Origin of the sequence: Lutibacter sp. B1 (assembly GCF_012524075.1) — a bacterium.
In the GTDB taxonomy this organism is placed as follows: Bacteria; Bacteroidota; Bacteroidia; order Flavobacteriales; family Flavobacteriaceae; genus Lutibacter.
Window position 1 is genome coordinate 23,913 of sequence record NZ_JAAZUI010000016.1, and the last position, 20,833, is coordinate 44,745.

The window sequence follows — 20,833 nt, forward strand, 5'->3', positions numbered from 1 at the left end:
ACAAATTACCTAATTAAGACTTTTAATTTTTATCTGCTAATCGTAAAATATCGCCAAAAACACCTCTTGCTGTTACCGCAGCTCCTGCTCCTGCTCCTTGAATAACTATTGGTTTTTCTCCATAAGATTCTGTAAATATTTCAAAAATTGCATCAGCTCCTTTTATTTGTCCTAAAGGACTATTGCTTGGTACTGATATTAATTTTACTTCTAAATTTCCTTTATCTTTTTGTAGATCACCCGACAAATCTCCAATATACCTTAAAACGTAATTATCTTTTTGATCTTTTTTAAGTTTTTGGTAATATACATCCATCTCATTTAAGTTAGTTAAAAACTCCTGCGGAGTTCCTTCTCTTAAATTTTCAGGAATTAGATTTTCAATTTTAACATCTTCAAATTCATTTTGTAAATCCAACTCACGAGCTAAAATTAATAGTTTTCTGCCAACATCATTTCCGCATAAATCTTCTCTAGGGTCAGGTTCCGTATAACCGTTTGCAATTGCTTCTTTTAAAATTGCACTAAAAGGTACGTTCTTTTCAGAATAATTATTAAATAAATAACTTAAAGATCCTGAAAAAACACCTCTTATCCGAGTAATATTTTCTCCTGATTCGTGTAAAACTTTAATAGTTTCAATTAATGGTAAACCCGCTCCAACATTTGTTTCGTACAAATAGGTTTTTTTATTTTCTTTAATTTTTTTACGTAATTCTTTATAGGAAGAATAGTTTACAGTATTTGCAATTTTATTGGAAGAAATCAAATCAAATCCATTTTCTACCAATTCAATATAATTTTTAATAAAATGTTGGCTGGCTGTATTATCTATGGCAATTAAATTCTCTAAATGATTAGTTTCAGCATAATCGATTACTGTATTAATTGTATAATTTTCAAAAGCTTTGGTTTCCAATTCATTTTTCCAATTAGCAGTAATTCCATTTTTATTCAATAAAACTTTGGTAGAATTTGCTACTGCAAATATGTTTAAATTGATGTTTTTTCGTTTTAATATATTGTTTTTGCTTTCTAAAATTTGATTAATTAAAGTACCACCAACCAAACCTTTCCCAAAAATTGCAATATTCACATTTTTGGATACTCCAAAAATTTCACCGTGAATAACATTTACCGCTTTTTTTAAATCGTCTTTTTTAACTACCAAACACACATTTTCACCGGTAACCGTATTGTTTATTAAAACCGGCGTAATATGATTTTTTATTAAGGCGCTATACGGTTGATGAAATGATTCCAATGTTTGACCAACTATAGAAATAACCGATACATTATCAGTAACATAAATTTGGCTTATATCTTTGGTTTTAAAATCGTCTTTAAATTCGCTCTCCAAAACCTTTTTTGCTTTAAAACCGTTATGTGCATCAACTACAAATCCAATACCTCTTTCTGAAGATCCTTGCGAAATAATACTTATACTTATATTTTCTTTGCCCAATGCAGTAAAAATTCTTCCGTCTACACCAACTTTTCCTAACAAACCTCTACCAATTAAATTTACAAGTGCAACATCTTCTTGTACTGACAGTGATTTTATACCACCTTCAGCTTCTAAACTAATTAGCGTCCCTTCACTTTTAGTGTCAAATGTGTTTAAAATACGTAAAGGAATATTTTTTTCAATTAAAGGAATGATGGTTTTAGCATGTAAAATGTTTGCCCCAAAATTTGCCATTTCATTAGCTTCCTGATACGAAAGTTTTTTAATTGGTTGTGAATTTTCAACCAAATTAGGATCTGCCGTATAAATTCCATTTACATGCGTATAATTTTGCAACTCTTTGACATTTAAAAAATTAGCAATTAATGCAGCGGTATAATTACTGCCATTTCTACCTAAAGTTGTTGTTTCTCCTTGTAAATTTGAAGCTATAAAACCGGTTAAAATTTGTGTTTCATTTTTATCACAATTGGCAAAATATTGAATTATATTTTCTTCTGAAATACTTTCTATTGGTACAGCTTGACCAAATTGGTCATCGGTTTTAATCAATGTTCTTGAATCTACAAAATTTGCTTTTATTCCTCTTTTATTTAAAAGATTAGCTATTATTTTTGCTGATAAAATTTCGCCTTGAGACAATACTTGATCTTTTACTTTTTTACTGTAATCTCCCAACAATTTTACACCTCTAAAAATCTCATCCAACAGTTGAAATTCACTTTTAAAATCTACCGTTTTATCAACTTCAATTTGATACTTTTTAAATTGTTCAAATTCTTCTAAATAGGGTAAATTATTTTTTGCTTTTTCTAAAATAGCCTCTAACAAATCTGTAGCATTACCTCTTGCCGAAACTACTACAACTACTTTTTCACCTTCTTTTAATTTTGAAGAAATAATAGTTAACGCTCTTTCTAAACCATCACCATTAGCTAATGATTTTCCTCCAAATTTTAGAACTATCCTTTTATTTTTTTTTGAAGTTTTATTAAAAATTGGCTCTATAATTTTTTCTAACTGTTTGTATTCTATTAAAAAGGCATCGTGTCCGTGAACAGAATTAATTTCATTATAGGTAACATTTGGGTGTGTTAATGCCAATTGTTTATGTGTTTCTTTGTTTTCTTCGGCAGTAAAAAACAAATCGGAATCTACTCCAATAATATGAATATTTGCTTTTATGGTGTCTAAAACATTTTCATTTCTCCCTTTGGTAACATCAATAGTTTTTAACAATTGATTCATTAATTTATAGGCTGATAATTGAAAACGTTCTTGTAATTTATTACCGTGATGCAACAACCAGCTTTCTACATTAAATATCTGCAATTCTTCATTTTTTGAACGATGAAATCGCTCTTTAAAAGATTCAGGAGTTCTGTAACACAACATGGCATGCATACGAGCATCATGCACAGGATTGCTGGAATTGATTAAAAATTGTTCTTGAATTTGACAGTTTGCAATTAGCCAATCGGTAGATTTCCAATCTGTTGCAATAGGTATTAAGTGCTTTGTAATTATAGGATTCAGCACTGCCATTTCCCAAGCTATACCACCTCCTAAAGAACCACCTATAATTGCATATAATTCTTTAACAGTTAATTTATCCAGTCCTTTTAAAAATATATTGGCAATATCTCTTGCCACAAAATCTTTATAATTATCAATTACAAAACCATCGTAACCATTACCGGGAATATTAAAAGCTAATACTGTATATACTTTTGTATTAATTACTTTGTTTTCACCTATTAAATCTTTCCACCAACCATTTTCTCTTGCAACATTAGAGTTTCCGGTAAGTGCATGGTTTACCAAAACAAGAGGTGCAGTATGCAATTTTTTTCCAAATAGTTGATAGGAAAGCTGTATTTCTTTCACTTCTTTTCCCGATTCGGTTATAAAACCAGACAACTTTATATATTTTAATTGACTCATTTTCAATTATATTTTCAATTATATTTTAAAAGATTATAGCAGTTAACTTTTTAACCTTCGTTAAAACCATATAAAGTTGTTATCAAAAAAAACGTGGAAAATTACGTTAAGTAATTTAGCTTGGTTATCTATCCATAAAATGGTAGAATTTAGCACCTTCTTTACAAAGTAAAGGGTTGCTAAGGCTTCTCCGGGTCTATTCCCTCGGCCTTTCTTGATAACAACATTCAATAAGTTTATGAACTAAGTGGCAAATTAACGGATTAAAAATTTCTTAAACAATACTTTTTAGAAAGATTAACTTACCAATAATGAAACTTCTTTAAAAGCAGCTTCTAAATCATTTTTTAAATCATCAATATCTTCAATTCCAACTGAAAGTCTTATTAAATCTTTCGTAACTCCTGATGATACTTGTTGCTCATCCGAAAGTTGTTGATGTGTGGTACTTGCAGGATGAATAATTAAAGATTTGGTATCTCCAATATTTGCCAATAATGAAAATACTTTTACTGTATCAACTATAGTTTTGGCAGCTTCAAAACCTCCTTTTACACCAAATGATAAAACTCCGCTTTGCCCTTTAGGTAAATATTTTTGTGCATTATTATAAGATTCATGAGACTCTAATCCCGGATAACTCACCCATTCAACTTCTTTTTGTTGCTCTAGCCAGTTAGCCAATTCTAAAGCATTTTTACTATGCTTTTCTAATCGTATTGGTAAAGTTTCCAATCCTTGAATTATTTGAAACGCATTGAATGGGCTTAAAGCTCCTCCAAAATCACGCAAACCTTCCAATCTAACTTTTGCAATATATGCCGCTTCTCCTAAAGCTTCACTGTAAACCAATCCGTGATACCCTTTTGAAGGTTCTGTAAATTCAGGAAACTTTCCATTAGTCCAATCAAAATTCCCTCCATCAACAATTGCTCCTCCTAAAGAATTTCCCTGTCCACCAATAAATTTTGTTAAAGAATAAACAACAATATTTGCTCCGTGCTTAATTGGATTTAGTAAATATGGCGTTGCAACTGTATTATCTACAATAAATGGAATTTTACTTTCAGTTGAAATCTGTGAAATTGCTTCAATATCCAATACATCTAATTTTGGATTTCCGATGGATTCAACAAAAACTGCTCGTGTATTTTCTTGAACTGCTTCTTTAAAATTTTGAGGATTTGAAGCATCAACAAATGTTGTTGTTATTCCAAGCCTTGGTAACGTAACATTTAATAAATTGTATGTACCACCATACAATGTACTTGATGCAACAATATGGTCTCCTGCTTTTAATAAAGTTAACAATGCTGTTGAAATTGCCGATGTGCCTGATGCAAAAACTGCGGCTCCAATTCCTCCATCTAAAGCCGCTAAACGCTGTTCTAAAATATCGTTTGTTGGGTTGTTTAAACGTGTATAAATAAACCCTGGTTCAGCTAGTGAAAATAAATTAGCTGCGTGTTCGGTATTATTAAACACATACGATGATGTTTGATAAATAGGTACCGCTCTGGTTCCTGCCGTTTTTGAGGTATCATGACCTGCGTGTAATGCTTGTGTTGAAAATTTTTGTGTACTCATAATTTAATTTTTTAAAGTTTTAATTTATTTAATAAAAAAGTCCCTTTGGTTTAGGTATTACCAAAGGGACTTAAATCATTTTTGATTTTTTATTCCATTCAATTCAGGTAATACCATAACATTATGCTACACATCATTTGCATAGGCATACAACAGTTGTTACACATACTATTTTGGAATATTGACTTCATTTTTTGTTTTATAGAATAAAAAAGCCTCTGAAAAATTCAGAGGCCTCTATTAATTTATATTTTTTAAATTTTAAACAATAGTGTCCTCTGCGTAAATTTTACACATCATAAAACACATTTTGTTTAAAATAGCATTCATTTTTCTTCGTTTTATTGCAACAAATGTAATTACATTTTTTTATTAAACAAATTTTTAAAAATAAAAATCTAGTTTTTTTATGATAATTGTATGTAAGTTTTTATAAATTTGTACCCAATAAATTATTAGAGGAAGGATTTGACTGATTGCAACCTCATTAAAAAATGCTAAAGCAGTAATAATTTACTTCTTTTAGCGACCAACGCAATCAAATCAAAATCATTTTTCAATTTAAATTAAACATAAATTAGAATTATGCCATATTTATTTACATCCGAATCTGTTTCGGAAGGACATCCTGATAAAGTTTCTGATCAAATTTCTGATGCTTTGGTTGACAATTTTTTAGCGTTTGACGAAAACTCTAAAGTAGCTTGTGAAACTTTGGTAACAACAGGACAAGTAGTTTTAGCCGGAGAAGTAAAATCTAACACCTATTTAGATGTTCAAAAAATAGCAAGAGATATAATCAATAAAATTGGTTACACTAAAAGCGAATATATGTTTGACGGTAACTCTTGCGGAGTTTTTTCGGCAATACATGAGCAATCTCAAGACATAAATCAAGGTGTAGACAGAGGTTCTAAAGAAGAGCAAGGTGCAGGTGACCAAGGAATGATGTTTGGTTATGCTACTAATGAAACTGAAAACTTTATGCCTTTAGCTTTGGATTTAAGCCATAAAATTTTACAAGAATTAGCCGAATTACGTAGAGAAAATAATGAAATCTCATACCTAAGACCAGATGCTAAAAGTCAAGTTACCATAGAATATACCGATGATAATGTGCCGTTAAGAATTAAAGATATTGTAGTATCTACTCAACATGATGAATTTAACTCAAATGATGAGTTAATGTTAATAAAAATTAAAAATGATATTATTACAATATTAATTCCAAGGTTAATAAAAAAATTACCGGACAGCATTAAAGCTTTATTTAATGATAGCATAACTTACCATATTAACCCTACCGGTAAATTTGTGATTGGAGGACCACATGGAGATACCGGCTTAACCGGTAGAAAAATTATTGTTGATACTTATGGCGGTAAAGGAGCTCATGGTGGTGGTGCATTCTCAGGAAAAGACCCAAGTAAAGTTGACCGTAGTGCAGCTTATGCCACCCGACACATAGCTAAAAATTTAGTTGCAGCCGGAGTTGCCGATGAAATTTTAATTCAGGTTTCGTATGCAATTGGAGTTGTAAAGCCTATGGGTATTTATGTGAATACTTATGGTACTTCTAAAGTTAATTTGTCTGACGGTGAAATAGCTGAAATTGTTGAAGAATTATTTGATATGAGACCTGCAGCTATTGAAGAACGTTTAAAATTACGCCAACCTATGTATTTGGAAACTGCTGCTTACGGACATATGGGACGTAAAAATGAAATTGTTACCAAAACTTTTGAAAATGTTGACGGAACCAAGAAAACACTTGATATTGAACTATTTACTTGGGAGAAATTAGATTATATTGATGCCATTAAAAAAGCATTTAACTTATAATCAAATAAGTAACGAATTTGAAAGCCAATAAAAAAACTTAGTTTTTATTGGCTTTTTTTATAGTTTATTTTTTTAGTTAAAAAAATGAATATTTTTATTAAAAACAACTTCTTTTTTTTACACATTAAAGTTTATTTGAGTAATTTTTAAGAAATTGTTAATATTTTGATTTTCATAACTTTTACACACTTTCTGTGTAAAATAATTGCTACTTTAGCACTTAAAATTACTATAATCATGGCTATAAAAAAACAATTTTTAAAAAGTAAACCTGTTTGTAAAGTAACTTTTACAGTTACAGCTCCGGAAGCTACAAATGTTTCAGTTGTTGGTGATTTTAATGAATGGGATATTAAAGCTGCTCCTTTAACTAAATTAAAAAACGGAACTTTTAAAGGTACTTTAGATTTAAAGAAAGATGTTTCTTATGAATTTAGATATGTAATTGATGGCGTTTATGTTAATGATGATGAGGCTGATGATTACATTTGGAATGCACATGCTGCCGATGAAAACGGTATTTTAGATTTGTAAAAATCTGCTTTAAACGTTATTAACTTAATGTTTGCTGTTTGCGTTAGGGATTGCGCTATTGTTTAAGCTCTTTTTACAGTTGAAATTCAACTGTAAAAAAGCGAGTAGCAAAAGCCCGACCCGAAGGGTAACGCCCTATAAATTATACTTTACCGAGAACATCCATAAACGTGGTTGGATATAGTACAGTGATGTTGAATTACTATCGGAAATTTCGTTATAACTATCAGTATTCATTGAGGTGTTATTGGTTAAATTATCTACCGAAACTTTAAACTCCCATTTGCTGTCTTTTTGTTGATAGTACAAATTGGCATTTAAAAATGAATACTCATTTTTAACTGTTTTTTCGTCGTTTTTATAATTGTAATAACTGTAGTCGGCAGTTAAAATAAAGTTTTTTAAGAAGCCTATTTCCATGTTTGCAAAAGGCCTGTCGGTTGTACTGCCTGTTTTTGAATATTCGGAAAATGATTTTTGATAACCTACCTCAAAATTTGGTGCATCTTTAAATTTGGTAGCAACACTGCCTTGGTAACTGTGTGAAATTGTTTTAGATTTTATTCGTTCATTATTCACAATATTGTTAAAAATTGAGTTTGAAAAATTTGCACTGAAATTGGTTTTTAATTTACTGTAGGTTTTTCCGTACCTAACATTTGCAGAGAAAGTTTCGTCTGCAAATTTTGAGTTAACAGGATACGAAATTCTATCAACTCCAATTAATTCTGTGTTATTTTTAACTCCATCTAACTTTTTTGTATAATTAACTGACGCCATTAAATTAGTAAAAGAAAACATACTAAAACTAAAGTAACTTAGCGAATAATTATGGTAAAGTGAGTTGTCTAAATCTCTGTTTCCGCTTGTTAATGATGAATAATTTGAAATTAAATATCCTTCGGCAATATTATCAATATCAGAAAATTGAGTGGTAATTGAGTAATTGAAACGTAAACTTTCTGATGATTTGAACTGTAAACGAGCATATACATCTGGCAATAATTTGGTGCTATTCTGTTTATTTACACTATGTAACTGTGTATCTTTAGTTGTATAATGATGCAATGTTAATCCCGGATTAAATGTAAAAATTCCCGAAATCATTTTATAATGTAAGCCTACAAATACATCAGAAAAATTAAAATCTACATCGTTGTTTAAAACTTCATCATTAAAATTTAACGTAGTGCCGTTATCTAAATTTTGTGAGATATGAGAGTTTAACTGTTGCTTACTTAACGTTGTTCCTACCGAAAGATTTATGTTGCTTTTTTGAGTTAAGAGGTAATAATAATCAATTTTTGCATCGAATTTATTTGTGGTTGTTTTTTTCTTTTGAAGAATATCATACAAACTTTCTTCATCGGATGAAGGAATAATTTCAAAAGGTTGTGTAAATGCTAATGAATTGTATAATGGTTTATCTTTTTGATAGATGTGTTGTACTTCGGCCGAAAGAATATTTTTCTCATTTAATGTATAATACACATTAAAGTTTTGATTTAATGAAAAAGGTTTTTCTTCTTTATTGGTATCTACTGATCCTCGATTGGTTGATGTAACATCATTTATTTCAGTTTGTTCAGATATTTTTCCGAAAATATCGTAGTCTATATGCAAATTAGTGCCAGGCTCGTAAGTTGTACTGAATTTTACCATCCCCAATTTACTGCCTTGTGTTGCCGATGTTGTACTTTCTTCAGTTAAGCCTGTTTTATTATAAACCGTATTTGACTCGGTAAACATATCGGTTTCAGAATCATTTGCAATGGCAAAACCATTAAAATCTAACGATTTTTTGGGCACTAAACTAAAGTTTACAGCCCCAAATTTTGAAGTAATTTCCTGAGCTCTGTTATTTTGTGTGGTCATAAATCCTAAACCACCTGATGAAACATTAAAACTTGTTCCGCTCCCACTCATTGCTCCTCGTAAACCGCCGGTAAATCTAAAATAATCGCGCATTGTAAATGGCGCGTCACCTATATTGTTAAAATCGGCTAAAACATTGATACTTTTTTCCGGACTGTAATAAAACAGTTTAGGTTTTGCCAAATATTTTTCGTTTTCTCCTCCGCCTGCATTTATTTCTCCAAACCAAAATCGTTTTTTACCTTGTTTCAATTTTATGTTTATGGCAATATTATCTTCGTTATTGGTAACAGCTCGCATACTTGAAACTTCGTTGTAATTTTTAAGCACTTGTACCTTATCTATAGCGCTTGCAGGAATATTTTTGGTTGCCAATTTGGAATCGCCATCAAAAAATTCTTTTCCTTCAACCAATACTTTTTGTACTTTTTTTCCTTCAACTTCAACTTCCCCATTATCGTCCACATCAATACCCGGTAGTTTTTTTAGTACATCTTCTAATTTTTTTTCTTTGCCTGAGGTGAACGAATCGGAATTATAAACAATAGTATCACCTATAACTTTTACAGGCATTTCATAAGTTATTTCAACTTCTTTTAAAGATTCGTTAGATTCTTTTAAGGTAATATCCTTCTTCAAATCTTCTGATGAATTTTCTACAGTTATGTCGATAGTTGTAGTATCAAAACCTAAATAACTTATTTTTAAAGTATATTGTTCATTTTGCTCTAAACTTAATTTATAATTTCCTTTAGAGTCTGAAATGGAATACGATTGTAAAAATTGTGTTCCTTTTTTAAAGGCTATTACATTTGCCATTTCCAGTGGTTCACCTTTTTCGTTTGTAACAACTCCTTCAAGTTTTATACTTTGAGATAAAGCAACTAAAGGCATTATTGCAAAAAACAGTACAATTGCTATTTTTTCCATTTATTCGTTATAATTTTTAATAAGATATAATTGACACTTACTTTATCCTCTTATTCTAAAATGTTGACCTCCATCATTTTTCTGACGCTCATTTCTAAATCTTTCTCTCATTTCGATCATTTTTTCTTTCATTATTTCATCAAATTCAGCTTGAGTAACCTCTTTTCCTTTTTTAGGTTCCGATATTTCTACTTTTTCTTTAGGATTCATCACAATTTTAGTACACAATATTTGAGTATTTCCTGCACTTACTTCAAGTATTAATCCGGGTAAACCCCAATAATTAGCCGGTCCGTTACTTACCGGAATATCTAATGTATACCAGGCAGTAATAATAACATCAACCATTTCTTTAGGTTTATCTTCTTTATTTTCCTCTTCATCATTTGAAGGAGGTCCAAACTTAAGAGCTTCTTTCTTTTCTTCTTTTATAACTGCTGTAGCTTTAAAACACATATTATTACCAATCATTTTGGTTTCTTGCTCCATCTTCCACGCGTAAGGTGTTAATTCATCAACAATTAAAAAGTTTTTCCCACTAAACTCTTGTTCTTTTACTAACCTTTTTTCAAGTATATTTTTATACTGTTTTCCTGAAGAAGCACCTCCCATCATCATAAAACGCATACCTCCTCTTCCTCCATTAGATTGATCTAATTTTTCTTCTTCTTTATAAATAGATGCAGTTTTATCAAAAGTTAATACATAGGTTTTTTCAAGTTGATTTTTCATCATTTCTTGAATGCGTTTAACTCTGTCAGCCGGAATTCTTGAATCATCAAAATTAACATCCAACTTTGTTTTGGTTTGGTAAACTGCCATTCCTTGAAAATCTTGCGCAATAACGGATGTTGATATAAATAATACGGCCACAACTATGTTTTTAAAAAATACACTCTTCATTTTTACAATTGTTTTTAAATCTATTTAAACAAATATATTTGCTGCCTTTTAATTTTACAGCCAAAAATATGTTAAACTACTATAGAGATTAGACTCAAAATAATTGTAAGGTTTAATTTAACCACCTATTTTAATTTCAATAGTATTCCCATTCCCTTTTTTTCTTCCACTTGAAAATTTCTCTATCATTTCCTTTTGCTTTTTTTCGCTTATTTTATCAAATTCAATCTGAGTTACTTTTTTTCCTTTTTTTGGTATTTCAAATTCTATCTTTTTCTCCGGATTTAAAATTAATTTATTGCATAAATACATTTTTTTGCCCACAATCATTTCCATTATTAATCCCGGTAACCCATAATATTTATCGGGTCCGTGTGTTACCGGTATTTCCGGTGTATACCAAGCAATTATATTTTTAGTTTTCACCTCCTTTTTACCTGTTTTAAATTCAACATCCTCATACGTTTCAACAGCGGTTGCTTTATAACAAGTATAATTCCCTATTATTTTACTTTCATTTTCTAATTTCCAATCTGTTTTTTCCATTCTATCCGAAATTAAAAATTGCTTTCCCATTAAATCACGAGAATTCACAAATGTTTCAGTTTGTGTATTTTTATATAATTTACTTCTGTCACCTGCAATTGTAATTGTTAAGCCACCTGAAGAAACTTCAGGCTTATCTAATTGCTCTTCTTCTTTATAAAACGATTCTGTTTTATTAAACTTAAGCTCATAAACTTTTTCAAATTGTTTTTGTAACATTTCTTGAATAGCCTGTTGTTGACTAAAATCTGTTTTTGTGCTATCCATTGTTAAATTGACAACTTGTTTTGTTTGGTATATTGCTATTCCTTGAAAATCTTGCGAAAAAAGAGTACCAATAAACAAAAAGAAAATTCCTATAAAAAGATATGCTTGTTTTTTCATTGTTTAGAATTATTTATAATTACTTCACAAATCTAAACGCTATTGTTCTAACTTAATGTTAATGAGTGTTAACGAGTGTTAACACCAATAATTTATTATTTTTAAATAGTACATTTGAAATGTGAAGACAAAAAAATACAACTGGATTTTATATTTAATTACAGTAACAATTTTTACCACTATTGCTGTACAAGTGTATTGGAATTATAAAAATTACCAATTAAATAAAAATAGAATTGTCAACGAGATTCAAATTAGTTTTGATAATTCAATCGAAGAATATTATGCGGAATTGGCTAAAGCAAATTACATCACGATAATTGACAACGACAGTTTATCTACTGCCAATCATTTTTTTGAAGATGTTGCTTTTGATTCTATTTTTAACGAATCAAGAATAAAGAAAACAAATTCAAAAAAACAAAAGTTTTCTAAAAATAAAAGATCTGAAAATACTGAAATAAAAATTAATACTGAAGAGTCAAAAAATAACCTAAAATTTGATTCTCTTTTTATAAATATTACAGAAGAAACAAACAAACGCACACAAAGTACTTTCCCTATAAATAACGATACTATTACTAAATTTACGAATTTAAATGATGATGAAACTACCGGTTATACATTTGATAAAAAAAATAAAACTGTTAGTAAAGTAACCGTAATTAGAGGGAAAAAAGCTGCTGACAGTATTAAATTATTAAAGGGATTGAAAACCTTATTTGTATCAATTAACAAAGATACTATTGAGTACGAAAAACTAGATTCTTTATTACAAAAGCAGCTTCAGCAAAAAAATATAAATCTTGAGTTTGCTATTCATCATTTAAAAAAAGATACGCTTTTTTACTATTCAAATAACTCAATTACAACTAAAAACCTCGTTGTAAATTCAAAATCTACCTATATTAAGCCTAACAATAAATTACAACTTTACTTTAAAAATCCCTCAACAGAAATTTTAAAAAGAAGTGTTTCTGGAATACTAATTTCGTTACTACTTTCATTAGCAATAATTTCATCTTTGTTTTATCTTTTATATATCATAAAAAATCAAAAACAACTAGCAGAAATTAAAAATGATTTAATAAGTAATATAACTCACGAACTAAAAACCCCCATTACCACTATTTCAACTGCTTTAGAAGCTCTTAAAAATTTTAATGCATTAGAAGATAAAACTAAAACAGAAAATTACATTTCTATTGCAAACGCTCAAGTAACTAAACTAAATGTAATGGTTGAAAAAATATTGGAAACAGCTACTTTAAATCAAGAAGAATTATCTTTAAATAAAGAACCTATTGATATTCATAAACTCCTGAAAAATTGTATAAATAAATACCAAGTTATAAATCCTGAAAAAAAAATTATTTATAAAAATATGATTGATTCCACGCTACTTAATTTAGATAAATTTCACTTTGAAAATGCTATTTCAAATATTATAGATAATGCACTAAAGTATGGTGGAAATAAGATATGTATTGAATTATCCAAAACAAAAAACAGTATGATAATACTCTTTAAAGATAATGGAAATGGAATTCCAAAAAATCAAAAAGAGAAAATTTTTGAACAATTTTATAGAATTCCAACAGGAGATACACATAACGTAAAAGGATTTGGAATTGGATTGTATTACACAAAAAATATTATTGAAAAACACAATGGAAATATTACCGTTATTTATGATAAAAAAAATAAAACCGTATTTAAAATTGAGTTGTTAAATGAATAATCTTGTAAAAATTTTACTAGCTGAAGATGAGCCTTCTTTAGGTAGAATAATTAAAGAAAGTTTAGAATCCCGAAACTTTGAAGTTTTACTTTGTTTAGATGGTGAAGAAGCATATAAAACATACAAAAAAGAAAAACCTCTTTTACTAGTTTTAGATGTTATGATGCCAAAAAAAGATGGTTTCACATTGGCTAAGGAAATTAGACAAGAAAACGCCTCTATTCCTATTATTTTTTTAACATCTAAATCACAAACGCGAGATATTGTTGAAGGGTTTACTATTGGTGGTAATGATTATTTAAAAAAACCCTTTAGTATGGAGGAGCTTATTGTTAGAATTAATGCCCTTTTAAAAAGAACTAAACTTGAGTATAAAGATGAACAAATCCAATTGGGTAATTTTATTTTCAATTTAAAAAATCAAACAATTCAATTCAATTCAAAAACAGAAACTTTAACTCATAGAGAAGCTCATTTACTCTATTATTTATTAAAAAATAAGAATCAAATATTAGATCGATCTTTCATTTTAAAAAAATTATGGGGCGATGATGATTTTTTTAACGCACGAAGTATGGATGTTTTTATAACAAAGCTTCGTAAAAAACTAAAAAAAGATCCTAAAATTCAAATAATTAACGTTCGTGGTTATGGATATAAACTAATTTTTTAAAGTGTTGTATTTGTTTAAATAAATCATGAAAAATTTATTTATCTTAGCATTTTAACTTTCATCGAAAATTGATTATGCACGTAGCTATTGCCGGAAATATTGGAGCAGGAAAAACCACGTTAACAAAACTTTTAGCCAAACATTACAAATGGGATCCTCATTTTGAGTCTGTTGATGAAAATCCTTACTTAGATGATTTTTACAGTGAAATGGAACGTTGGTCGTTTAACTTACAAGTTTACTTTTTAAATAGTAGATTTCGACAAATACTCGAAATTAGAGAAAGTGGGAAAAATATCATTCAGGATAGGACTATTTATGAAGATGCTCGAATTTTTGCACCAAATTTACACGCTATGGGTTTAATGCCTAATAGAGATTTTAACAATTATGAATCTCTTTTTGAATTAATGGAACGTTTGGTTACTCCACCCGATTTACTTATTTATTTAAGAGCTTCTATACCTACATTGGTTGGACAAATTCATAAAAGAGGAAGAGATTATGAAAATTCTATAAGCATTGATTATTTAAGTAGATTGAATGAACGCTATGAAGCATGGATATCTAAATATCAAAAAGGGAAATTATTAATTATTGATGTAGATAATTTAGACTTTGTTGAAAACCCAGAAGATTTAGGTTCTATTATTGATAAAATTGATGCACAAATACACGGATTATTTTAAAAATTACTTATAAAAAAGCTCGCCAATGGCGAGCTTTTTTATTAACCTTTATTTTATTATTGGGCCTTCTTAATTATTTCTTCTTTAACCTCAATTTTGTTAGTTTCAACTTTAACATTTTTAAGACTATCTAGTTTCGCTTTTACTTCTTCTTCAGTCCCTTCAAAAACTTTTTCATCAATAGTCGTTTGTCCATTCTCAGTAGTAATAGTTGAAACTACTGCTTTTACTTTTCCGTCTTCAACATTAATCATTTCAATTTTAACTTCTTTTGTAATCTCATTAGAAACAACTTCTGTAACAGATTTATTATTCATATATTCTGAGACTTCTTCAGAAGATAAAGTTATACTTGGAGCAATTACCAATGCTACTACCGACATTAATTTGATTAAAATATTTAATGATGGACCTGATGTATCTTTAAACGGATCACCAACCGTATCACCTACTACAGCTGCTTTATGAGCATCGGAACCTTTACGCCCTTCACTTTCAATCATTTTTTTTGCATTGTCCCAAGCACCTCCAGCATTAGCTTGAAAAATAGCCATTAAAACCCCAGTTGTTGTTACTCCGGCTAATAAACCTCCCAACATTTGAGCTCCACCAACAAAACCTACAGCAACAGGAACTACTAACGCTAACAAACCCGGTAATATCATTTCTCTTAACGAAGCATTTGTAGAAATCGCCACACATTTTTCGTATTCTGCAACACCATGTGCCGCATCAAATATTGCTCTATCTTCTTTAGTTGCTTTTGAAATATCAGAATCATATTTACGCATAACTTCTAAAGCAGCTTTTAAGGCCGGAATATCTCTAAATTGACGACGAACTTCTTCTATCATTGCCATCGCTGCTCGTCCAACAGCATTCATAGATAAAGCCGAAAATACAAATGGCAACATACCACCAACTAACAAACCTGCCATAATTTTAGGTTGTGAAACATCTATTGTAGGTACATTGGCAGTTTTCATAAATGCTGCGAATAATGCTAAAGCTGTTAATGCAGCAGAAGCAATAGCAAAACCTTTACCTATAGCTGCTGTTGTATTACCTACAGCATCAAGTTTATCAGTACGTTCACGAACTTCTTTAGGCAATTCTGCCATTTCAGCAATACCTCCGGCATTATCAGATATTGGACCATAAGCATCTATCGCTAATTGCATACCTGTATTTGCCAACATACCAACCGCTGCTATTGCAATACCATATAACCCTGCAAAATAATGAGAAACTATAATTGCTGTTGCAATTAATAGAATTGGAATTGCAGTTGACATCATACCAACTCCTAAACCTGCAATTATATTTGTTGCCGAACCTGTTTCAGATTGCCTTACAATTGATGTAACTGGTTTTGTTCCTGTTCCTGTATAATATTCAGTAATTTTACCAACTAAAAAACCGGCTATCAAACCTGCCAAAGTTGCTCCAAAAACGCCCATAGAGCCAAAAGGCAATCCTTCTAAAGAATTAGGAATCATAGCGTTTATTATAAAATAAGAAGCTATAATCATTAAAGTACCAGATCCAAATTCACCTAAATTTAAAGCTTTTTGAGGTGATCCCCCTTCTCTAACTTTTACAAATAAAGTTCCTAAAATTGACATTACAATACCTACTGCTGCTAAAACCAATGGTAAATAAACAGCACCTAATCCGTTAAAATCAGGGGTAATTATCAAAGCACCCAATACCATTGTACCAATAATTGAACCAACATACGATTCAAATAAATCGGCTCCCATACCTGCTACATCACCTACATTATCACCTACATTATCAGCAATAGTTGCCGGATTCAAAGGGTGATCTTCAGGAATACCTGCTTCAACTTTACCAACAAGATCTGCACCAACATCAGCCGCTTTAGTATAAATACCTCCACCTACACGAGCAAATAACGCAATTGATGAAGCTCCTAATGAGAACCCTGAAAGTACATTTAAAACCATTGGAATATTATCTGCTCCGGGCCAAATATTTTGATAAATCATAAACAAACTGCTTAATCCTAAAACACCTAAACCAACAACACCTAATCCCATTACTGAACCACCTGCAAAAGCTACTTCTAGCGCTTTCCCTAATGATGTTCTTGCTGCATTTGTTGTACGTACATTCGCTTTAGTTGCAACTTTCATTCCAATAAAACCTGCTAAAGCTGAACAAAATGCACCAACTATAAATGATAGTGCAACCATTCCATTAGAACCTACCTCATGTTGGCCTTTAAAATATAATAAGATTGCAACAGCTACTACAAAAACAAATAAAATTTTGTACTCTGCTTTTAGAAAAGACATTGCTCCATCAGCAATATTTTTTGCTATTCTTGACATCGTTTCATTACCTTTATCTTGTTTTGAAACCCATGCATTTTTTATAACAACAAATACAAGAGCTAAAACACCAAATAATGGTAAATAGTTTACTAAAATTTCCATATTTTAATTGTTAGGTTTAATTTTTTTAGAATATATAAAATTACGAAAATATAATAGATAAAAAAAACCATCCTTATTTTTAAAGATGGTTTATTTTTTATAGGTTTATTTTATAAATATTACAATTATATTGTAAACGTCCTCTTTTTCTTATGCTCACTAGTTTCATAACGATCTATTGCTGTTTTAACTAATTCACACGCTTCTTCTACATTACCCCAACCTCCAACATCTACTTTTTTATCTTCTAAATCTTTATAAACTTGAAAGAAATGTTCTATTTCTTTTACTTGATGCGGATTCATATCTTCGATATCATTTAATTGATTCCATACAGGATCTGAAACCGGCACACAAATAATTTTTTCGTCTGGTCCTTTTTCATCTGTCATGTGGAAAACTCCTATTGGTTTTACCTCTACAACACACATTGGGAAAGTAGGTTCACTTCCTAATACTAAAACATCTAACGGATCTTTATCTAATGCTAATGTTTCCGGAATAAAACCGTAATCACCAGGATACATCATTGATGAAAACAGCATTCTATCAAATCTGATTTTATGTAAAACAAAATCGTATTCATATTTATTTCTACTTCCTTTCGGAATTTCTATTAAAACATCAAATGTTTTGCTATTTTTAACACTCATTTTCTTTTATTTTTACTTTTTTACAATAATACAAAAATTCATTAAAGTTTAAAGGTTTAAGTTTTATATTTTTAAAAATGAAAACCAAATGCACCTTTAATAGCAAAATTATCTGAGCCGGGTGTATCTTTATAATTACCTCTCCAACTAAAGTCTAATCTAAAAACTTTAAATATATTACCTATTCCAACACTATATTCATAATATCCTTTTGTTGGTGCAACGTAGTTAACAATTGTAGTTGAAGCATTTAATTCTCTATTTTTATCAGAAATATCTCCCCACACACTTTTAACACCTATAATTTCTCGTAAATTTAGCTTTCTAAGTAAAGGTACTCTTGAAAGTAATCGCCCATTAAAATTATGTTCAAAATGTATGGATGCATATGAATCAGTTATAAATTCGTAATAATCTAACAAAGCATATGTATTTTCAATAGTGAAATATGACTGATTCCCAGGCACAACGTTTAATAAACTGATGGGTACTTCTCCAAACGTTTTACCTGCTTCAAAAGTAGCAAACGTTCTTCCAAAACCACCAATTAAAATTGGTTGACGATAGAAAAATTGTAACTTTTGATAATCAAAATCACTATCTAACAAACCTTTTATCCCTTTTGAATAATTTAAAAGTATTGTTGAATAATTATCAGATACTTCATTTCTTTCAACGCCATATCCTATTGTTTTTCTGTTAGGAGTATATCGTATTGAAAAATCGATTTCAGATTGAATAACATCAGATTTTTTAATATTATTTTCTTTATCTACCCAATAGTCTATATTAAATGTTTCCGGTGATGCTGTTTTTAAAGTTCTATAGGAAGCTCCTAAACGAAAATATAGATTTTTTTTAGGCTCTATTGATACAAATGCATTTGATAAATTAATTGAAGTAAGCTTACTATTATCTCCACTGGCAAAAAATGCTGATGAAGCAAAACTTCTTCCTAAAACATCGTTAGTTGTTGTTAAACTTACACCTATTTGTTCAACATCTCGCCTATTACCTAAGCCAACTATAACTCTATTTTTTGGATTTAACATCCATTTCCCTGAAACACCATATTTAATTTGATGATCGTCAAAACCATAAGCAGTGTATCCTTGCAAACGCCAAAGGTCATTACTTCCAAAATAAGTTCTACCTCCTACACGTATTCGCAACCCTTCAACATCATTTTTCCCAAAAGTTGAATAAATTGGGCCATAATCAAAATTATTAAATTCAATATATCCTGAACCTAAAATTTCAACTAAATTGTATATTTTTTTAAATTTAGGAACTGTTACTAAGGTATCTAACAAAGTGTAAATACCTTGCTCATTTTCATTTAATTTTTCATGTCTGTTTTCTTCCCAATAAGCATCTTCTTTATTATAAATTTTAGTATCGTAAGGATTTACTTCTTTTGCATAAAAATCGTCATCTTTCTCTTCATTGAACTTGTATTTTTTATACATCGTTGTTCTTCTTCCATACACTCCTTTTGATTTGTTTTTTTTATTCAAACTAAAATCTGACAACATATGATCTCTTTTTAATAAAAAAACAGAATCATTTAACACATCAAACTCCTGCTCAATATAAATATCTTTAACCCAGTTTATATTAGCACTTTTGTTCGCTTGCATATTAATTTCTTTAATTGCAAAAGTGGTGTCGTTTACCCAAAAATCTCCTTTAAAAGTTAATTCTCCTTTTCTTCGAGGATAGTACAAAATATTATAGCACCATTTATTATCAATAAATGCACTATCTGTAAGCACGTAATTATAGGTAGAAATACCTGCTGCTTTTGAAATTGGGCTTACAAAACTTTTATCAAAAATTTTAATATAACTGTCATAAACGTTATAATCTACATACAAATCTTTAATAAATGCTATTACATTTTGGTTATTACCAAAACCTGAGTTTTTGTTGGCTACTATATCTTCTCTAAATTTTCTTCCCCCTTTATTTTTACCATAAGAATTATAAACAGACTCATTAATAAAAATTGGTAAAAAAGTTTTCCCTGTGATATTTGAGGTATCAACTCCTTTAAAAATAAATTCCATTCCATTAAATATCTTACTATTTATCATTGCACTGTCAATATTGTTCATATCAAATTCAAGCTTTTCGTACTTTTCATATTGATATTGATCAAATAAATAGATACCGTTTTTACGTTCTCTTGCCCAAATCTTCTTTAAAATAGCAATGGCAGGATTTCCTTTTTTCTTAACTTTTCCACTATAAATAAAAACTTCTTTTAACATTGAAGCCTCTTCTTTTAATGTAATTGTTATATTGTAATCTCTGCTTTTTACAGGAATTATTTTATTTTCAAAACCTAAAAAAGATACTTCTATTTGGTTGTATGTTTTATCAGATTCTAAATAAAATTCACCATTTTCATCAGAGACTGTTCCTATAGTTGAACCAACAAAAAGTATGTTTGCAAATGGTATGGGTTGATTCTGTTCATCTACAACAGAGCCGCTTATTTTTACCTGTGCAAAACCTACAGAAAAAACAAATAAAAAAAGGAAACTAAGGGATTTAATTTTTCTTATCATAATAAAAAAACCTTTCAAGATTACCTTGA

The 20,833-nt window shown here is 29.6% G+C and carries 13 protein-coding genes and 1 riboswitch; of the genes, 5 read left to right on the forward strand and 8 right to left on the reverse strand.

Annotated elements, in window-relative coordinates; genetic code table 11:
* Positions 1 to 22: 22 nt before the first annotated feature.
* Positions 23 to 3,412: a bifunctional aspartate kinase/homoserine dehydrogenase I gene (gene thrA, locus HGB55_RS10355; RefSeq protein WP_168816825.1), complete on the reverse strand. Its 3,390-nt coding sequence runs from the start codon at positions 3,410 to 3,412 to the stop codon at positions 23 to 25.
* A gap of 121 nt (positions 3,413 to 3,533) precedes the next feature.
* A riboswitch (SAM riboswitch) is annotated at positions 3,534 to 3,636 on the reverse strand.
* Positions 3,637 to 3,709: 73 nt separating this feature from the next.
* Positions 3,710 to 4,999, reverse strand: coding sequence for an O-acetylhomoserine aminocarboxypropyltransferase/cysteine synthase family protein (locus HGB55_RS10360; protein WP_168816826.1), 1,290 nt, complete (start codon positions 4,997 to 4,999; stop codon positions 3,710 to 3,712).
* A gap of 585 nt (positions 5,000 to 5,584) precedes the next feature.
* On the opposite strand from HGB55_RS10360, the gene metK reads away from it, so the two are divergent.
* Both metK and HGB55_RS10370 read left to right on the forward strand, forming a co-directional pair.
* The gene (gene metK / locus HGB55_RS10365) at positions 5,585 to 6,841 is read left to right on the forward strand and encodes a methionine adenosyltransferase (RefSeq protein ID WP_168816827.1); all 1,257 of its coding nucleotides are present in this window, start codon (positions 5,585 to 5,587) and stop codon (positions 6,839 to 6,841) included.
* 237 nt (positions 6,842 to 7,078) lie between these two features.
* Complete coding sequence (locus tag HGB55_RS10370) at positions 7,079 to 7,375, forward strand: isoamylase early set domain-containing protein (protein ID WP_168816828.1); 297 nt, start codon at positions 7,079 to 7,081, stop codon at positions 7,373 to 7,375.
* Positions 7,376 to 7,510: 135 nt separating this feature from the next.
* On the opposite strand, the gene HGB55_RS10375 is transcribed toward HGB55_RS10370, so the two are convergent.
* The 3 genes from HGB55_RS10375 to HGB55_RS10385 form a co-directional block, all read right to left on the reverse strand.
* Complete coding sequence (locus HGB55_RS10375) at positions 7,511 to 10,180, reverse strand: carboxypeptidase regulatory-like domain-containing protein (protein WP_168816829.1); 2,670 nt, start codon at positions 10,178 to 10,180, stop codon at positions 7,511 to 7,513.
* Between the two features lie 42 nt (positions 10,181 to 10,222).
* On the reverse strand, positions 10,223 to 11,083 hold the full coding sequence (locus HGB55_RS10380; RefSeq protein ID WP_168816830.1) for a GLPGLI family protein: 861 nt from the start codon (positions 11,081 to 11,083) through the stop codon (positions 10,223 to 10,225).
* A gap of 117 nt (positions 11,084 to 11,200) precedes the next feature.
* Positions 11,201 to 12,013 carry a GLPGLI family protein gene (locus tag HGB55_RS10385; RefSeq protein ID WP_168816831.1) on the reverse strand — a complete coding sequence of 271 codons (813 nt, stop codon included), beginning with the start codon at positions 12,011 to 12,013 and terminating at the stop codon, positions 11,201 to 11,203.
* 121 nt (positions 12,014 to 12,134) lie between these two features.
* On the opposite strand from HGB55_RS10385, the gene HGB55_RS15665 reads away from it, so the two are divergent.
* The 3 genes from HGB55_RS15665 to HGB55_RS10400 all read left to right on the forward strand — a co-directional run bounded on the left by HGB55_RS15665 (position 12,135) and on the right by HGB55_RS10400 (position 15,116).
* On the forward strand, positions 12,135 to 13,754 hold the full coding sequence (locus tag HGB55_RS15665; RefSeq protein ID WP_371807815.1) for a sensor histidine kinase: 1,620 nt from the start codon (positions 12,135 to 12,137) through the stop codon (positions 13,752 to 13,754).
* Positions 13,747 to 14,427 carry a response regulator transcription factor gene (locus tag HGB55_RS10395; RefSeq protein ID WP_168816832.1) on the forward strand — a complete coding sequence of 227 codons (681 nt, stop codon included), beginning with the start codon at positions 13,747 to 13,749 and terminating at the stop codon, positions 14,425 to 14,427. Before HGB55_RS15665 ends, HGB55_RS10395 begins: the two co-directional genes overlap by 8 nt.
* A 74-nt stretch (positions 14,428 to 14,501) precedes the next feature.
* Positions 14,502 to 15,116, forward strand: coding sequence for a deoxynucleoside kinase (locus HGB55_RS10400; RefSeq protein WP_168816833.1), 615 nt, complete (start codon positions 14,502 to 14,504; stop codon positions 15,114 to 15,116).
* Between the two features lie 56 nt (positions 15,117 to 15,172).
* Here HGB55_RS10400 and HGB55_RS10405 read toward each other — a convergent pair whose 3' ends face one another.
* From HGB55_RS10405 to HGB55_RS10415, 3 genes are all read right to left on the reverse strand, one after another.
* Entirely contained in the window at positions 15,173 to 17,578 is a 2,406-nt protein-coding gene (locus HGB55_RS10405) for a sodium-translocating pyrophosphatase (RefSeq protein ID WP_168816834.1), read from the reverse strand.
* A 125-nt stretch (positions 17,579 to 17,703) separates the two neighbouring features.
* Positions 17,704 to 18,231: an inorganic diphosphatase gene (locus HGB55_RS10410; RefSeq protein ID WP_168816835.1), complete on the reverse strand. Its 528-nt coding sequence runs from the start codon at positions 18,229 to 18,231 to the stop codon at positions 17,704 to 17,706.
* Positions 18,232 to 18,302: 71 nt separating this feature from the next.
* The gene (locus tag HGB55_RS10415; protein ID WP_168816836.1) at positions 18,303 to 20,804 is read right to left on the reverse strand and encodes a DUF5686 and carboxypeptidase-like regulatory domain-containing protein; all 2,502 of its coding nucleotides are present in this window, start codon (positions 20,802 to 20,804) and stop codon (positions 18,303 to 18,305) included.
* Positions 20,805 to 20,833 lie beyond the last annotated feature (29 nt).